Source organism: Ectopseudomonas composti, from assembly GCF_001567565.1.
Taxonomy (GTDB): Bacteria; Pseudomonadota; Gammaproteobacteria; order Pseudomonadales; family Pseudomonadaceae; genus Aquipseudomonas; species Aquipseudomonas composti_A.
Genome location: NZ_LSSW01000013.1, coordinates 53,777 through 68,826, shown reverse-complemented (window position 1 = coordinate 68,826; position 15,050 = coordinate 53,777). Strand labels below are relative to the sequence as shown.

Here is a 15,050-nt window from a genome sequence, read left to right as displayed (position 1 = left end):
CCTCAGAGGTCGAGCAGCAGCGTGCCGGAGCAGCCGCCACGGGAAACACAGGGCATCAGCGTGGCACTACGCTGCTGCTCATCCAGGTAGTGGTCGCGGTGTTCCACCTCGCCGCTCAGGTAGCGCGTGGTGCACTGCCCGCACACCCCACCGCGGCACAGGTTGGGCACCTCGACACCGGCTGCCTCCAGCGCTTCGAGCAGGCTGTGGTCACCCGGCACCTGCAGGCGCTGACCACTGCGCGCCAGCTCGACGCTGAACGGCTGACCCGGCTCCGGCGAGGCGAAGGCTTCCCAGTGCAGGCGTCCGGCCGACCAGCCATGGGCGGAGGCAAGCAACTTGAGCTCGTCGAGCAGGCGTTGCGGGCCGCAAACGTACAGATGGCTGCCTAGCGGCTTGCCGGCGAACAGGCTGGCGCAATCCAGGCGCTGGCCGGCTACGGCGTCGTAGCCATGGAAACGCTCGCCCAGGCGCTCGCGCAACTCGGCGGCGTAGGCGTCGGTGAAGCCACTGCGGTAGGCGTAGTGCAATTCGAACGAAGCGCCTTGCACCTCGAGCTCGGCCAGGTAGGCCATGAACGGGGTGATGCCGATGCCACCGGCCACCAGAATGTGGTGGCGAGCCTGCGAATGCAGGGCGAACAGGTTGCTCGGCACGCCGATCTGCAAGCGGTCGCCGACCCGCACCTGCTCGTGCAGATAGCGCGAGCCACCGCGCGAGGCGTCCTGCAGGCGCACGGCGATACGGTACAGGCCGCTGTCACGCGGATCACCCAGCAGCGAATAGGCGTTGCGCAGCGTGCGGCCCTCGATGGGCAATACCACCTGCACATGGCTGCCGCAGGAAAACCCCGGCAGCGCGCCGTCGAGCGCGGCGAAGCTGAACTCGCGCACCACCGGCGTCAGCTGGCGCACGTCGGTGACCTGCACCTCGATCATCGCGCTCATGCCGGCACCTCCGCCGCATAGGGGCTGTCCGGGTCGATGCAGACGCCCATGTAGGCGCCGAGGCGCTGGGAAAAATGCTCGCGGACGAACAGCTTCACCCGGCATTGGCCGCAGCTGCACTCGCCCTCGCTGCCGATGTCCTGGAAATGCCCGCAGTGCACGCAGTACAAGCGGCGGCGTGCGCCCTGCTTGAACAGCTCGATCTCGTCACCGAGCAGGCCGGCCTGTCGCGCCAGGCGATGCACATGCCAGAGAAAGCTCTCATCGCCGCAGACGTACAGCCGGGTGCCGGCCTCGGCCTGCTCCAGCAACATCTGCAAATGCAGGTACAAGGCCTCGCTGCTGGGCAGACTCTCCTGCTCGGTACTGCCTGGCAGCGTCTCGCCCAGGCATAGCAGCAAGGTCGGTGCGGGATCGTCGAGCAGCGCAACAGCCAGATGCGCCTGCTGGGCAACCACGACACGGCGGCTGGCCGGATGCGGAGACGCCTCGGTGGCATAACGCGGGGTACTGAACAGGGGTTCGGCACTGGATGCTGTCATCGGAAAACCTCCCGGATAAGCGCAGGACGATGGTCGGTTTGCCCCAAGCAAATTCCCTTGGAGAACTTTTTGTTCTCATGAAGAAAGCATGGACTGTGCCATTTCCGTCATCCCACGCCAGCGCTGGCGCTGCACGTTTCAGACGCTGCAAGCCCTTGAACGGCTGCACAAGCACGGGGCAGAACGCGCCGTCGCAGCGCACACAGGCCTGAGCTGAACAGAGCACTTGAGCGGTGAAGAAAACACCCATCACACCCGCGCAAAAAAACCTGGGTATTGGTCAGGACAAGACCTCTGCGGGGCAGAAGCTGCGTTCAGCCAACTGATGGGGTTCGGTTAAAAAATGCTGCCAACTGCTCATCCAGCGGTAGCTACTGGCGTAATAATGGCGTTACCTTGCAAGCCCAGCGCGTAACGCCAACACTTCGACAGGCGCGCGCGGCAAGTTCTATCTCAGTGGCATCTGTCATCTACCAGCAAAGGAACCAGGCACGATGGGCGCCTCCGAGTCAGGCAAAGCCTCGTTCAGGCAAACCGGTCGAGTGATCCCGGCTCACTTGCACGCGGCCTATCAGCGCTACGTCGTCCAGCAGCATGGGCGTTTCCTGCTGGCGATCAACTTCATCGCGATGATTGCCTACGACCTCTACGTTTTCGCCGATGCCTTGCTGATCCCCGACATGGCCTGGGAGTCGCTGGCGCTGCGCATAGGGTTGAGCCTGATTGGCCTGGTCAACATCTATCTGGTGTTCTGGCGCTCTCGCAACGTGTTGCTGATGGACATGCTGATGCCGGTGCACGACATCATCTCCACCATCGCCTGGTTCGAACTGCTCAAGCGCAGCACTTCGCCCGACGTGCCCACCTTCGTCTATGCCTCGGTGGTGTTCATCATCCTGGCCAACCTGGGGGCGCGTTACAGCTTCCGAGGCATCCTCGCCTGCTCCTGCGCGATCTCGGCCATCATTCTTTACAACCTGTGGCTGCTGCACGATGGCCAGAGCAAGCCGCTGCTGGTATTCAGCATTGCCTACCTGCCGGTGCTGCTGTTCAGCCTGTTCATCAGCTGGACCAACATCAGTGGCGTGCGTCTGGCCTTTCTCGACGATCAGGAAAAGCAGCGCCAGCGTGATGAACTGGCCGCGCTCAATCAGCGCCTGAGCGAGCAGGCCAGTACCGACGCACTGACCGGCGTGGGTAACCGCCGCGCCTTCGACCTGGCACTGCAGGAGCATTGGCAGCAGATGCAGCGCAATGGCCGCCCCTTCTCCCTGCTGCTACTGGACATCGACTTCTTCAAGCCCTTCAACGATCACTACGGTCATCAGGTGGGCGACCAGTGCCTGCGCCACGTCGCCGACTGCATCAGCAACAGCCTGCGCCATGGCCAGGGCGAGATGTATCGCTACGGCGGCGAAGAGTTCGTCATCCTTCTACAGATCACCGATGCCGACGAGTTGAACACGCTGGCCGAACGACTGCGTGAACAGGTGGCCAGCCTCGCCATCGAACATCGGCACCGCCCCGATGCGCTGAATCGGCTGACCATCAGCATTGGCGCCAGCACCACCCAGGCCGCCGGCGTACACCAGGCCCAGGACCTCTTCGCCCACTGCGATCGTCTGCTCTATCAGGCCAAGCAGCTGGGGCGCAACCGCGTGTGCAGTCAAACGCTGCAAGCCCAGGCTGTCTGAACAGGCTCACGGCGCTTGCCCGCGAGCTCGAGGCCCCGTTGGCATCCCCGCGCGCCATATCGCCACAAGATTGACGACAAAAAACAAGCGCCATTGCTCTCGATCAACAGAGCATCCCACCCGAACGCATAACCTATGCCCTGCGCTCCGACGACCGAGCCTGCAACTCGTAGCTTCTGACCTAGACTCTCAGGAGAAAAATCGGAGCAAGCTTTTTGTTAGCGGTTCACTTGGTCATTGATTAAAGAAAATCACTGAACACGCGACAAAGCTCATAAGTCGGTTCAGTGAAGCGTCTGTTCAACACAGAAGCTGGCCTGAACCACCCCACCGATAGCGGCAACAGGTAAAGCGAACCATGCAATGGAGTGCACTCAGTCTTCCTAGAAGAAGCGCATCAAGGCCACTCGATAGCAGCCGTTTGCAATCGTCGTACAGCTCAACTGCCGACACTTCAACGATGACGACAAGGCTTGCTGACCATGCTTAAAAATGCCCCGCTGAGCGTGAAGCTCCTGCTCATACTGATCTTTCCCCTACTCGGCTTTCTGGCTTTCTCTGGCATGTACCTTGCCGGCAAGTACCAGACGCTGAGCGAGATGAACCGCACGCTGACCGCTAGCGCGACCGCGCAGAAGATCAGCATCCTGGTCACCGCCCTGCAGCGCGAGCGCGGCGCCAGTGGCGTATTCCTGGGCAGCAAGGGAACGGCCATGGCTGACGCCCTGAAGCAGTTCCGCCTCGATAGCGATACGGCGGCCAGGCAGATGCAGACGCTATCGGCAGATGCCACGGCAGGCCTGGAGCAGGTGCTGCAAGACCTTGAGACGATCAGCGCCTTGCGTGAGCAGGTCGACAAGCAGGCGATCAACAGCGGCGAATCCGGTGCTCGCTATACCGACCTGATCAAGGCCCTGATCGGTTACACCCACTCGCTGGAGGCCAGCATCAGTGCTCCGCAGATTCTGCGCGCCCTCGGCGCTCTCAATCAGTTCGTGGAGATGAAGGAGCGCGCAGGACGCGAACGCGCGCTGCTGGGCGTGGCCTTCACTCAGAACCAGATCAGCGCCGATCTGCTGTCACGCCTGAGCCGCAATCTTGGCGAGTTCTCGGCCTATCAGGACGCGTTCCAGCGCCGGGCAGAAGCAGACATCAAGCGCAAGCTGGACGAGGCGCTGCAGCAGCCCGCCGCGCAGGCCGCCAGCGACATGCAGCGCAAGGCCCTGGAAACGCCGCTGGGCGAAGCGCTGAACACCAAAGCCGAAGACTGGTTCAAGCACTCGACCGCCCGCATCGACCTCATGTTGCAGGTAGAAAACGAACTGGGGCAGAACGTCGGCCTCCTCGCCAGCAGAGCCCACGAGGAAGCGAAGCACGGCCTGTGGCTGACCATCGCGATCATACTCGGCGTCCTGACTGCAGTCGTGGTGCTGTCCTTCCTGATCATCCGCAACATCAAATCGGCCGTCAGCGATGTCAACGACACCCTGGTCGCCTTGTCGAAACGAGACCTCACCGCCCACACCCACTACACGGGCCGCGATGAGTTCGGCGTGATCGCGCACAACCTCGACAACATGACGCAGCAAATCAGGGAGGTGATCCAGGCCATCGGCGGAGCCACTGCGCAGGTCGCCAGCGCCGCCGAGCACTCGTCGACCGTAGCGCTGCAGACCAGCCAGCACGTGGCGCAGCAGCGCCAGGGCACCGACCAGGTCGCCACCGCGATCAACGAGATGAGCGCCACCGTGCGTGACGTGGCACGCAGCACCACCGAAGCAGCCGAGATGTCGCGTCGGGTCAATGACGACACCCTGCTGGGCAAGACCGAGATCGAGAACACCGTGCGCCTGGTGCAGGCCCTGTCGACCCAGGCCGAGCAGACCGCACAGATCATCCTCGAGCTGAAAAACGAGAGCGACGCCATCTCCTCGGTACTCGACGTCATCCGTGGTGTCGCCGAGCAGACCAACCTGCTGGCGCTCAATGCCGCCATCGAGGCGGCTCGCGCTGGCGAGCAGGGCCGTGGTTTCGCCGTGGTCGCCGATGAGGTGCGCCAACTGGCGCAGAAGACCCAGGACTCCACCGTCAGCATCCAGCAGATGATCAGCAACCTGCAAAGCGGCTCCGACCGCGCCGCCAGCTCCATGCAGGAAACCCTGAACAAGGCTCACGCCGGCGCCAGCAACGTGGTCAAGGCCGGCGAGTTGCTCGAACAGATCGCCGACGGCATCGCCAGCATCAGCGACCGCAACATTCAGGTAGCTTCGGCCGCCGAGGAACAGAGCCTGGTGTCGGAAGAGATCAACCGCAACGTCAACGACATCAACGACCTGGTCATCCAGGTCAGCGCCGCCGCTGAAGAGACTGCGCTGAATAGCCGTGAGCTGGCAGGCCTGGCCGATCACCAGCAACAACTGGTCGGTCGCTTCAAGGTAGCCTGACAGGATCACGCTGCCGGCCTCGAACGAGCCGGCAGCCGGTCCACCTGAACGAACACCCCAAGCCCGAGCCCCTGCCATGCCAATCGAAATCCGCCCTGCACGAGCGAGCGACGCGCCCGCGATAAGCCGGGTGATCATCAGTGCCCTGCGCGTCAGCAATGCGCGGGACTATGCACCCGAGGTGATTGAGCGGGTGGAGCAAAGCTTCAGCGTCGTGCGCGTCGCGCAGCTGATCGATACGCGCCAGGTGCTGGTCGCCGAACGCAACCGACAACTACTCGGCACCGCCAGCCTCGACGGCGAGGTTGTCAGAACGGTGTTCATCGATCCGCCGATGCAGGGCCAGGGCATCGGGCGCCTGCTCATGCTGGCCATCACCCGGCTCGCTCGCGAACAGGGGATAGCCGAGTTGCTCGTGCCCTCCTCGCTCACCGCTCGGGGCTTCTATCAACGCCTGGGCTTCGAGCTGCAACGGGAAGTCATCGACGGCGCCGAGCGCACCCTGGTCATGGCCCGCCGGCTCCAGGCCGACGCGCCTGATTGAGGCCACTCACCTGGCCGGGAGCTGTCGGGTGCCGTCGACGAACGTGAGCTGTGCAGAGAAGCGTCGTGGCTGAATCTCGCACTGACGAAAAAAGATTCTTCGCGTTATCGCGGGGAAGATACGCTTTACATCGGACTGGCAAGTTTGTGTGCGTATCGCTTACTGACTTAGCACTATCCATTACCGCGTCTGCTGAGCGTTTGGATTGCGCCCCTTACGGGCGCCACACCTTTCTTGCTTGCCCAAGAAAGGTGTGCCAAAGAAGGGCACCCCGACATCCGGGTTTCGCTGCGCGAAACTTCCCTCGCTCCGGTGCCGCTCCGGGGGCCGGCTTACATGGGCCATCCCTGGCCCATTAAGCCTTTCGCCGCATCCATGCGGCTCATCCCCCTACGCAACACCTCCACTCGGCCTGCTGAAGGGGACCAGGTCGCGAGCCTGCGACATCTCCGCAAGATCAAAGTCGGCAGCGTTTGACTTTTGCTCTTGAAGTGCGATCTCACAGACGACGCCTAAGTCCCCTTCAGGAGGCCGAGTGGAATCGCCGTGGAAGGGGGTGAGCGACATGGATGTCGCGAGAGCCGTGATGGGCCAGGGATGGCCCTTCTCGGCGTGCCCCTGGAGCGGTGATGGAACGAGGGAACCCCGGCGCAGCCGGGGCCGTATGCAGGGGTGTGTTTCTTTGCTTACTTTCTTTGCACAAGCAAAGAAAGTGAGTCGCCCGTAAGGGGCGAAACCCATCAGACCAGGCCGCGCGCTAATGGAGAGTGCCAAGTCATCGACAGCTAACACGTAATTGCCAGTCCGGTGTCAACCCGCACTTTCCCCAAAATATGCAAAGAACCCAAAAAAGGCCGCAACACCAAGCGTTGCGGCCCTTTTTCATCTTGCTGAGCGGCTCAGTACTGCAGCTGCCCCGGAACCCAGTTGGTGCCAGCCAGCGGTACGCGGGCCATGGCAGCTGCCTCCACGGTCAGGGCCACCAGATCCTCGGGGTCGAGGTTGTGCAGGTGCGACTTGCCGCAGGCGCGGGCCATGGTCTGCGCCTCCAGCACCAGCACGCGCAGGTAATTGGCCAGGCGGCGGCCGGCGGCGACCGGATCGAGGCGCTTGGACAACTCCGGATCCTGGGTGGTGATGCCCGCCGGGTCGCGGCCGTTCTGCCAGTCGTCGTAGTAACCGGCAGCCGAACCGATGGCTTTCAGCTCCTCGTCCAGGCGCGGGTGGTTGTCACCGAGGGCGATCAGCGCGGCGGTGCCGATGGCCACGGCATCGGCGCCAAGGGCCATGGCCTTGGCCACATCGGCGCCGGTGCGGATACCGCCGGAGACGATCAACTGCACCTTGCGGTGCATGTCCATCTCCTGCAGGGCCTGCACGGCCTGTGGGATGGCCGAGAGGATGGGAATGCCGACATGCTCGATGAACACTTCCTGAGTGGCCGCGGTGCCGCCCTGCATACCATCGAGGACGATGACGTCGGCACCCGACTTCACCGCCAGCTTGACGTCGTAGTACGGGCGGCTGGCGCCGATCTTCACGTAGATGGGTTTTTCCCAGTCGGTGATCTCGCGCAGTTCGGCAATCTTGATCGCCAGGTCGTCCGGGCCGGTCCAGTCCGGGTGACGGCAGGCGCTGCGCTGGTCGACACCGATCGGCAGGGTGCGCATTCCGGCGACGCGCTCGGTGACCTTCATGCCCAGTAGCATGCCACCGCCACCCGGCTTGGCGCCCTGGCCGAGGACGATCTCGATGGCATCGGCCTTGCGCAGATCGTCAGGGTTCATGCCATAGCGTGACGGCAGGTACTGGTAGACCAGGTGCTGCGACTGGCCACGCTCTTCCGGGGTCATGCCGCCGTCGCCGGTGGTGGTGCTGGTGCCAGCGATGCTGGCGCCACGGCCGAGGGCTTCCTTGGCCTGCGCCGACAGCGCACCGAAGCTCATGCCGGCGATGGTCACCGGGATCTTCAGGTGGATCGGTTTCTTGGCGAAGCGGTTACCCAGCACCACGTCGGTGCCGCATTTCTCGCGGTAGCCTTCCAGCGGGTAGCGCGACATGGAGGCGCCGAGCAGCAGCAGGTCGTCGAAGTGCGGCAGCTTGCGCTTGGTGCCGCCGCCACGGATGTCGTAGATGCCGGTCTCGGCGGCACGCTGGATTTCCTGGATGGACAGGCGGTCGAAGGTGGCGGATTCGCGCAGCACCGGGGTGTTTTTTTCGCTCATGTGCAGTTCCTCTTCGGGCAGGGTGCGCGATCAGTACGCCGAGGCGTTGTCGACCTTGAAGTTGTACAGCTGACGGGCCGAGCCGTAGCGTTTGAAGCTGGCCGGGTCTTCGTCGAAACCGGCGCGATTGAGCAGTTCGGCGAGTTCTTCCAGATGCTCGGGGCGCATGTCCTTCTCGATGCAGTCCGAGCCCAGCGACTTCACCGTGCCCTTGACGTAGATGCGCGTTTCGTAGAGCGAATCGCCCAGCGCGTCGCCGGCGTCGCCGCATACCACGAGCCTGCCGGCCTGGCCCATGAAGCAGCTCATGTGGCCAATGTTGCCGCCGACCACGATGTCGACGCCCTTCATCGAGATGCCGCAGCGCGCGCCGGCATCGCCTTCGATCACCAGCAGGCCACCATGGGCGGTGGCACCGGCCGACTGCGAAGCGCTGCCTTTGATGCGCACCATGCCGCTCATCATGTTCTCGGCCACGCCGACACCGACGTTGCCGTGGATGGTGACGCTGGCCTTCTGGTTCATGCCGGCGCAGTAGTAACCGGCGTGGCCGTCGATCTCCACGCTCAGCGCTTCGTTCAGGCCCACGGCCAGGTTGTGCTTGCCGCCCGGATTGCTCACCACCCACTCGCGCTCGGTGAGGGTCCTGGCCTGCTCGTGCAGGGCCTGATTCAGATCGCGCACGGTAGCGCTGGAAAGGTCGATGGTTTTCATAGTTATGTCTCCAAAAAGTGGAGAGTCGAATTCAGGCCGTCGCGAGCGCGCCGAGGGCAAGGAAGAACCGCAGCGAGCCGCGAGACAGTACGAGTAGTACGGCGAGCGGATCGTGAGGATCTGACGCAGCAATCGGTGTGCGCAGTAGGCCTGGAGCGACTCAAGCGCTGCGTTCCCAGATGTACATGGTGGCCGGCTCCGGCTCCCACACCTTGGCCTTGTCGATGCCCGGCAGGGTCGACAGCGCCTGGTATTCCGAGGCCATGGCCACGTAGTCGTCGGTCTCGGCGAGGATTGCCGGCTTGCAAGCGATGGGGTCGCGGATCACCGCGAAGCCGTCACGGGTGCCGATGGCGAAGGTGAAGAAGCCATCGAGATCCTCCAGCGAATGGTCGAGCGCTTGCTTGAGCGAATCGCCCTGGCGCAGGCGCCAGGTCAGGTAGCCGGCGGCTACCTCGGTGTCGTTCTCGGTCTCGAACTCGATGCCGTGGCGGCGCAGTTCCTGGCGCAGGCGGAAGTGGTTGGAGAGCGAGCCGTTGTGCACCAGGCACAGGTCCTGGCCGGTGGAGAACGGGTGGCTGCCTTCCATGGTCACCGCGCTCTCGGTGGCCATGCGGGTGTGACCGATGATGTGGCTGCCCTGCATTTTCGCCAGCGAGAAGCGCTCGGCGATGTCCTTGGGCAGGCCCATGCCCTTGAGGATTTCGATGCTCTGGCCGACGCTCATCACCCGCACCGCCGGCGCCAGTTCGGCGAGCACGGCACGTACCGCCGCCTCATCGGCATTGGTCTTGAGCACGGCGGCGCTGGCGTTCTGAAACCAGTCCAGCGAGCAGCCCAGGCGGCCTTCCAGCTCACCCATCAGGGCCTTGAAGTCATAACCGGCGGTGGTGCTCTGCAGGGTCAGCTTGATCCAGCCGTCCTTCACCTCGTCGCCGTAGATGGCGAAGCCGGCGCTGTCCGGGCCACGGTCGGTCATGGCCAGCAACATGGGTTCGAAGAGCGCGCCGAGCTGGCTTTCCAGCGCCGGGTTCTTCAGATACAGACCTACGATTCCACACATAAGAGCAGTCCTCACTTCGTTCGCCAGCTACACGCCTCAGGCGGCCAGCTGACCGAGTTGATACGGGTGTCGCGCCAGCGCTCGCAGCGCTTTCCTGGCGGCTTGAAACCGGTGGTTTGGCACTTCAGAAGAATTCGGTGTAACGCTCGATCTCCCAGTCGGAGACGTGGCGGCTGTACTCGACCCATTCCATGCGCTTGAGCTTGAGGAACTCGTCGACCATGTCCGCGCCCAGCACCTCGCGAAACAGCGGGTCGGCCTCCAGCGCGTCGCAGGCTTCCTTGAGCGATTGCGGCAGGGTGTCGATGCCGCGCGCGGCGATCTCCTCCAGGCTCAGGTTGTAGAGGTTCTCGTTGCAGGCCTTGCCCGGGTCGAGCTGGCGGTCGATGCCATCGAGGCCGGCGGCGATGATCGCGGCGGTCACCAGGTAGGGGTTGCAGCCGGCGTCCGGCAGGCGAAACTCGATGCGCCCGTAGGGGATGCGCAGCATCGCCGAGCGGTTGTTGTCGCCGTAGGCGATGAAGGCCGGTGCCCAGGTCGCGCCAGACAACGAACGACCAACGACCAGACGCTTGTAGGAATTCACCGTCGGCGCGGCAAACGCGCACAGCGCCGGGCCATGAGCCAGCAGGCCGGCGAGGAAGTGATAGGCCAGCTTGGACAGGCCCATGCCGCTGGGGTCGCTGGCGTCATGGAAGAGGTTCTTGCTGGTGCCATTGCCGATCGACAGGTGGAAGTGCATGCCATTGCCGGCGCGGCGTGGATCCGGCTTGGGCATGAATGAGCAGATCATGCCCAGGTCGTTGGCGATCTCGCCGGCGGCCATGCGGAAGAAGGTGAAGCGATCCGCCGACTCCATGGCATCGCTGTAGGTGTAGTTGATCTCGAACTGGCCGCAGGCATCTTCGTGGTCGATCTGGTAGATGTCGAAGCCGACCGGCTGCAGCGACTCGGTGAGCTTTTCCAGAAAGGCGCGCGAACGCGACAGGCCCTTGTAGTCGTAGCAGGGCTTCTCCAGCTTGTCGCTGGCATCGACCGGGCGCAGCTTGCCCTCGGCATCGCGGCGAAACAGGCTGAACTCCGGCTCCAGACCGGTGTTCAGCGTCCAGCCACGCTCGCTCAGGCGCGCCACCTGCTGCTGCAGCACGTAACGGGTGTCGAACGGCCAGGGCTGGCCATTGACGTGGCCGATGCACACCACGCGGCCATAGCCCGGCTGCCAGGGCACCGGCATCAGCGTCGACAGATCGCCACGAGCCATGAAGTCCGGACCGTGCGGCTCCATGCCCATGCCCCAGATGGCGAACCCGGCGAAACCGGCGCCCTCCTCGGCCACGGCCTTGAGCCCCGCAACCGGCACCGACTTGGTCTTGGCCGCACCGTGAATATCGACGAACTGGGCCAACACGTACTTGATGCCGTGCTGGTCGATGATTTTCTGGGTTTCGCTGGGCAACATGGTTGGGGCCTCCGCTGGCGTCGCCATTATTCCGCTGGGGAATTTTAATTTCCCCAAAAGAAATGCAAGCAGCTTGCCAACCTGGTCCTTGCCGTTGGAAATCCCGCAAAGCCCCGCCATTCTTCTATCCGTGAAGGAAAGATGCTTTCATAGGAGGAAATTCCAACCGTGAAAATGCACCGAAGAAAGGCAGTCTGCACATTCTCAGTGCGAATTTTTTATTCACAAGAAGATAAAAGCACGCATGACGACCTCCACGGAAATCCCTCCTCGCCTCAAGCTCGAGCAATACCTGGGCATGCAGATTCGCCGCCAGCGCCAGGCTCAGGAACTGAAGATCGCCGATGTAGCGCGTATCGCCGGCATCAGTCAGGGCATGCTGAGCAAGATCGAGAACGCCCAGGTCTCCACCAGCCTCGACACCCTCAGCCGGCTCTGCGACGTGCTCGGCATGCCCATGTCCAAACTGTTCAGCCAGTACGACCAGCAAGGCGGCAGCGCCCTGCTGGTGAAAGCCGGTGAAGGCCTCGAAGTGGTGCGGCGTGGTACCGACAAGGGCCATACCTATCGCCTGCTCAACCACACCCGTGGGCCGAAGAAGAGTTTCGAGGCCTACATGGTCAGCATGGACGACGCCAGCGAGGAGTTCCCCACCTTCGCCCACCCCGGCACCGAGTTCCTCCATCTGCTCGAAGGCGAGCTGGTGTACCGCCACGGCAACCAGCTGTACCCGATGCAGGCCGGCGACAGCCTGACCTTCGACGGCGAAGTACCGCACGGCCCGGAAAAGCTGGTGCAGGTGCCCATCCGCCTGCTGTCGATCATGAACTACGGGGCCGATTGAGCGGCATCGCGCAAGCCCCCTGGCCCATAGTGCGCAGCCTGGTATCCGGCCAGCGCGCACATCATTGCCCATCCCCCTCGAAGCGCTTGACTTAGAGCGCGCTCGAACCTCTAGGCTGCCTCCATGGAATCACATCTGAGCATCGACGAAGTCGCCAAACGCACTGGCTTGAGCGCCCACACCCTGCGCTACTACGAGCGCATCGGTCTGATCGCGCCAGTGGCCCGCGCTGCCGGAGGGCAACGCCGTTATGCGGCTTCGGACATGGCCTGGATCGAATTCCTGCTGCGCTTGCGAACCACGCGCATGCCTATCGGCAAGATGCAGACGTTCGCAAAGCTACGTGGCGCTGGGGACTCGACGGTCAAGGATCGTCGCCAGATGCTGGAGGGGCACTTAACGGACGTCCTTGCAGAAATCGAGGCGATGCGCCAGGCCGCGAGCGCACTGCAGAGCAAGATCGAGCACTACCGCTCGCTCGAGCAGCCCTCGGCGCCGGACTCAATCTATGAGGAAGGACATGCCGATGAACGCCAACGATGATCGCTACACCCGTGGACTCGCCAAACTGCGGGAAATAGACGGCCACGCCGGAGAGCAGGTGGTGGAAAGCCTGGCCGCCATCGCCCCGGACTTCGCCCGCTATCTGATCGAATTTCCCTTCGGCGACATCTACTCCCGCCCCGGGCTGGATCTGAAAAGCCGGGAAATTGCGGTGGTCGCGGCGCTGACGGCGCTTGGCAATGCCGCCCCGCAACTCAAGGTGCATATCCAGGGCGCACTCAATGTCGGCGTCAGCCGCAGCGAAGTGGTCGAGACCATCATGCAGATGGCGGTCTACGCCGGCTTCCCCGCGGCCCTCAATGGCCTGGCTGCGGCCAAGGAAGTCTTCGCCCAGGCAGAACCGGCGCGCTGATCGGCGCCAGCCTGAGATACCCCAGGTCTAGGCCCGCTCGGTTTCCCGCAGTTGCTGGCTCAGCCCGTCGCAACTGCTCGACCACAGCTGCAGCCATTGCGGCAAGGGTGGCGACTGTTCGTCCAGGCCAAGCTCACGGGCGAACTCGGCGGGCGTGACATTGCCTTTCGGCCCACGGAACAGCCCGCGCATGATCACCACGGCGATCACTCGCTGATCCTTGACGAAGCGGTGCTCGACGAAGCTCCACCTGTCGTCCCAGCCGAGCATGCGCGTGTGCACCTCGAAGCGCTCGAACAGCCTCAGTTCGCGGCGAAACTTGCCGCAAACATCGCCGACGATGGGCAGTGCGCGATGGCGCAGGGCCACGCGAAAGGCGCCGCTACGCAGCACGTAATCCATGCGTCCGACATCGGCCAGGGTGAAGTAGCGACCATTGGTGACGTGCCGATTGAAGTCCAGATCCAGCGGCCAGACCCGCATGCGCACCACGGTGGTGGTGAGCCCTGGCACCGGCTTGCGCCAGGGTCTGCGCAGCAGCATCAGCAGAAGACGAAACCATAGGTTCATACGACGAACACCTGTTTGAATGAGAGTGCCGCACTCTAAGTAGGGCGTCTGCAGTAAAGTAGGTGCAGAAATGACTAATACCATGCGACTTACGCAAGAGACGCTTCATGCATATCACCCTGCTCCTGGCCGAACACAGTTCACTGGCCAGCGCCGCGCTGGCCCTCGAAGTGCTCGATGCGGCCAATCGCTTCGCCCTGCCAGCCCCTGCGCCCTTCACCCTCAGCGTGGCCTCGCTGGATGGGCAAGCGGTGGCCAATGCGCTGGGGCGTGCCATGCCGGTAGACATGGCGCTGAACGCAGTGGAGAAAACCGACCTGGTGCTGATCCCCGGCTTTCTCTTCAGCCTGCGCGAGGCCCTGCCCACCTTCGCGCACTATCGCGGCTGGCTGCGCCAGCAGCATGAGCAGGGCGCGGTCATCGCCTCGATGTGCACGGCCACCTTCATGCTCGCCGAAGCCGGCCTGCTCGATGGTATCGAAGCCACCACCCACTGGGCCTTCGCCGACCTGCTGCGGCGCCGCTACCCCAAGGTTCAGGTGGACGAGCGGCGTATTCTTTGCGAGGACGGGCGGATGATCAGCAGCGCCGGAGCGAGCGCCGCGATGGACCTGTTGCTGCACCTGATACGCCGCTTCGCCTCGCGCGAACTGGCCCAGCAATGCAGCCGCTACCTGCTGATCGACAACGTGCGCAGCGAGCAGTCCGTCTACATCAGCTGGTCGATGCCCCGCAGCCATGGCGACGAAGCGGTCCTGCGCGTGCAGGACTGGATGGAGGCGCACTTCGCCGAGCCCTGCAGCATCGACGACCTGGCCACGCGCTTCGGCTTCGGCGTGCGCAACTTCAAGCGCCGCTTCAAGGACGCCACCGGCCACACGCCGCTGGCTTACCTGCAGGCCCTGCGTCTGGAAAAGGCCAAGGAACTGCTGGAAACCACCCGCCTGAATTTCGAGCGGATCACCAGCCGAGTGGGCTATGAGGACAGCAACTCGTTTCGTCGTCTGTTCTGCCAGCGCGTCGGTATCTCGCCGGCAGTCTTTCGCAAACGCTTCCAGCGCATGCCAGGTAACGCAGAGCAAGCCTGA

General features: G+C 63.4%; 14 protein-coding genes. 7 read left to right on the top strand and 7 right to left on the bottom strand.

Going from position 1 to position 15,050, the window contains the following annotated elements:
* Nucleotides 1–2: 2 nt before the first annotated feature.
* Entirely contained in the window at nt 3–947 is a 945-nt protein-coding gene (locus tag PCLY_RS02580) for a PDR/VanB family oxidoreductase (RefSeq protein WP_061237682.1), read from the bottom strand.
* Nucleotides 944–1,489 (bottom strand): dimethylamine monooxygenase subunit DmmA family protein, encoded by a 546-nt coding sequence (locus PCLY_RS02575; protein ID WP_061237681.1) that lies wholly within the window; start codon nt 1,487–1,489, stop codon nt 944–946. Before PCLY_RS02575 ends, PCLY_RS02580 begins: the two co-directional genes overlap by 4 nt.
* 494 nt (nt 1,490–1,983) lie before the next feature.
* Here PCLY_RS02575 and PCLY_RS02570 point away from each other — a divergent pair, with 494 nt between their 5' ends.
* The 3 genes from PCLY_RS02570 (at nt 1,984) to PCLY_RS02560 (ending at nt 6,171) form a co-directional block, all read left to right on the top strand.
* The gene (locus tag PCLY_RS02570) at nt 1,984–3,183 is read left to right on the top strand and encodes a GGDEF domain-containing protein (RefSeq protein ID WP_061237680.1); all 1,200 of its coding nucleotides are present in this window, start codon (nt 1,984–1,986) and stop codon (nt 3,181–3,183) included.
* Nucleotides 3,184–3,665: 482 nt separating this feature from the next.
* A complete protein-coding gene (locus PCLY_RS02565) occupies nt 3,666–5,627 on the top strand; it encodes a methyl-accepting chemotaxis protein (protein WP_061237679.1) in 1,962 nt (653 codons plus the stop codon).
* A 76-nt stretch (nt 5,628–5,703) separates the two neighbouring features.
* The gene (locus PCLY_RS02560; RefSeq protein ID WP_061237678.1) at nt 5,704–6,171 is read left to right on the top strand and encodes a GNAT family N-acetyltransferase; all 468 of its coding nucleotides are present in this window, start codon (nt 5,704–5,706) and stop codon (nt 6,169–6,171) included.
* Nucleotides 6,172–7,070: 899 nt separating this feature from the next.
* Here the strand turns inward: PCLY_RS02560 and PCLY_RS02555 are convergent.
* The 4 genes from PCLY_RS02555 to glnT form a co-directional block, all read right to left on the bottom strand.
* Nucleotides 7,071–8,396: an FMN-binding glutamate synthase family protein gene (locus PCLY_RS02555; RefSeq protein WP_061237677.1), complete on the bottom strand. Its 1,326-nt coding sequence runs from the start codon at nt 8,394–8,396 to the stop codon at nt 7,071–7,073.
* A gap of 30 nt (nt 8,397–8,426) precedes the next feature.
* Nucleotides 8,427–9,110: a GltB/FmdC/FwdC-like GXGXG domain-containing protein gene (locus PCLY_RS02550; RefSeq protein ID WP_061237676.1), complete on the bottom strand. Its 684-nt coding sequence runs from the start codon at nt 9,108–9,110 to the stop codon at nt 8,427–8,429.
* Between the two features lie 160 nt (nt 9,111–9,270).
* Nucleotides 9,271–10,173: a class II glutamine amidotransferase gene (locus PCLY_RS02545; RefSeq protein WP_061237675.1), complete on the bottom strand. Its 903-nt coding sequence runs from the start codon at nt 10,171–10,173 to the stop codon at nt 9,271–9,273.
* A gap of 124 nt (nt 10,174–10,297) precedes the next feature.
* Nucleotides 10,298–11,632 carry a type III glutamate--ammonia ligase gene (gene glnT / locus PCLY_RS02540; RefSeq protein ID WP_061237674.1) on the bottom strand — a complete coding sequence of 445 codons (1,335 nt, stop codon included), beginning with the start codon at nt 11,630–11,632 and terminating at the stop codon, nt 10,298–10,300.
* 244 nt (nt 11,633–11,876) lie between these two features.
* Between glnT and PCLY_RS02535 the strand changes: the two genes are divergently transcribed.
* From PCLY_RS02535 to PCLY_RS02525, 3 genes are all read left to right on the top strand, one after another.
* A complete protein-coding gene (locus PCLY_RS02535; RefSeq protein WP_061237673.1) occupies nt 11,877–12,476 on the top strand; it encodes a helix-turn-helix domain-containing protein in 600 nt (199 codons plus the stop codon).
* Nucleotides 12,477–12,599: 123 nt separating this feature from the next.
* Nucleotides 12,600–13,019, top strand: a complete 420-nt coding sequence (locus tag PCLY_RS02530; protein WP_061237672.1) for a MerR family transcriptional regulator — start codon at nt 12,600–12,602, stop codon at nt 13,017–13,019.
* A complete protein-coding gene (locus tag PCLY_RS02525) occupies nt 13,003–13,392 on the top strand; it encodes a carboxymuconolactone decarboxylase family protein (RefSeq protein WP_197432129.1) in 390 nt (129 codons plus the stop codon). Before PCLY_RS02530 ends, PCLY_RS02525 begins: the two co-directional genes overlap by 17 nt.
* A gap of 27 nt (nt 13,393–13,419) precedes the next feature.
* Here the strand turns inward: PCLY_RS02525 and PCLY_RS02520 are convergent, their stop codons facing one another.
* Complete coding sequence (locus tag PCLY_RS02520) at nt 13,420–13,962, bottom strand: thioesterase family protein (protein WP_061237670.1); 543 nt, start codon at nt 13,960–13,962, stop codon at nt 13,420–13,422.
* A 107-nt stretch (nt 13,963–14,069) separates the two neighbouring features.
* On the opposite strand from PCLY_RS02520, the gene PCLY_RS02515 reads away from it, so the two are divergent.
* On the top strand, nt 14,070–15,050 hold the full coding sequence (locus tag PCLY_RS02515) for a GlxA family transcriptional regulator (protein WP_061237669.1): 981 nt from the start codon (nt 14,070–14,072) through the stop codon (nt 15,048–15,050).

What these genes read in the sequence shown, in the direction of transcription:
- PCLY_RS02580 (WP_061237682.1), bottom strand. Translation starts at nt 947, where the DNA reads ATGAGCGCGATGATCGAGGTGCAGGTCACCGACGTGCGCCAGCTGACG.
- PCLY_RS02575 (WP_061237681.1), bottom strand. Translation starts at nt 1,489, where the DNA reads ATGACAGCATCCAGTGCCGAACCCCTGTTCAGTACCCCGCGTTATGCC.
- PCLY_RS02570 (WP_061237680.1), top strand. Translation starts at nt 1,984, where the DNA reads ATGGGCGCCTCCGAGTCAGGCAAAGCCTCGTTCAGGCAAACCGGTCGA.
- PCLY_RS02565 (WP_061237679.1), top strand. Translation starts at nt 3,666, where the DNA reads ATGCTTAAAAATGCCCCGCTGAGCGTGAAGCTCCTGCTCATACTGATC.
- PCLY_RS02560 (WP_061237678.1), top strand. Translation starts at nt 5,704, where the DNA reads ATGCCAATCGAAATCCGCCCTGCACGAGCGAGCGACGCGCCCGCGATA.
- PCLY_RS02555 (WP_061237677.1), bottom strand. Translation starts at nt 8,396, where the DNA reads ATGAGCGAAAAAAACACCCCGGTGCTGCGCGAATCCGCCACCTTCGAC.
- PCLY_RS02550 (WP_061237676.1), bottom strand. Translation starts at nt 9,110, where the DNA reads ATGAAAACCATCGACCTTTCCAGCGCTACCGTGCGCGATCTGAATCAG.
- PCLY_RS02545 (WP_061237675.1), bottom strand. Translation starts at nt 10,173, where the DNA reads ATGTGTGGAATCGTAGGTCTGTATCTGAAGAACCCGGCGCTGGAAAGC.
- glnT (WP_061237674.1), bottom strand. Translation starts at nt 11,632, where the DNA reads ATGTTGCCCAGCGAAACCCAGAAAATCATCGACCAGCACGGCATCAAG.
- PCLY_RS02535 (WP_061237673.1), top strand. Translation starts at nt 11,877, where the DNA reads ATGACGACCTCCACGGAAATCCCTCCTCGCCTCAAGCTCGAGCAATAC.
- PCLY_RS02530 (WP_061237672.1), top strand. Translation starts at nt 12,600, where the DNA reads ATGGAATCACATCTGAGCATCGACGAAGTCGCCAAACGCACTGGCTTG.
- PCLY_RS02525 (WP_197432129.1), top strand. Translation starts at nt 13,003, where the DNA reads ATGAACGCCAACGATGATCGCTACACCCGTGGACTCGCCAAACTGCGG.
- PCLY_RS02520 (WP_061237670.1), bottom strand. Translation starts at nt 13,962, where the DNA reads ATGAACCTATGGTTTCGTCTTCTGCTGATGCTGCTGCGCAGACCCTGG.
- PCLY_RS02515 (WP_061237669.1), top strand. Translation starts at nt 14,070, where the DNA reads ATGCATATCACCCTGCTCCTGGCCGAACACAGTTCACTGGCCAGCGCC.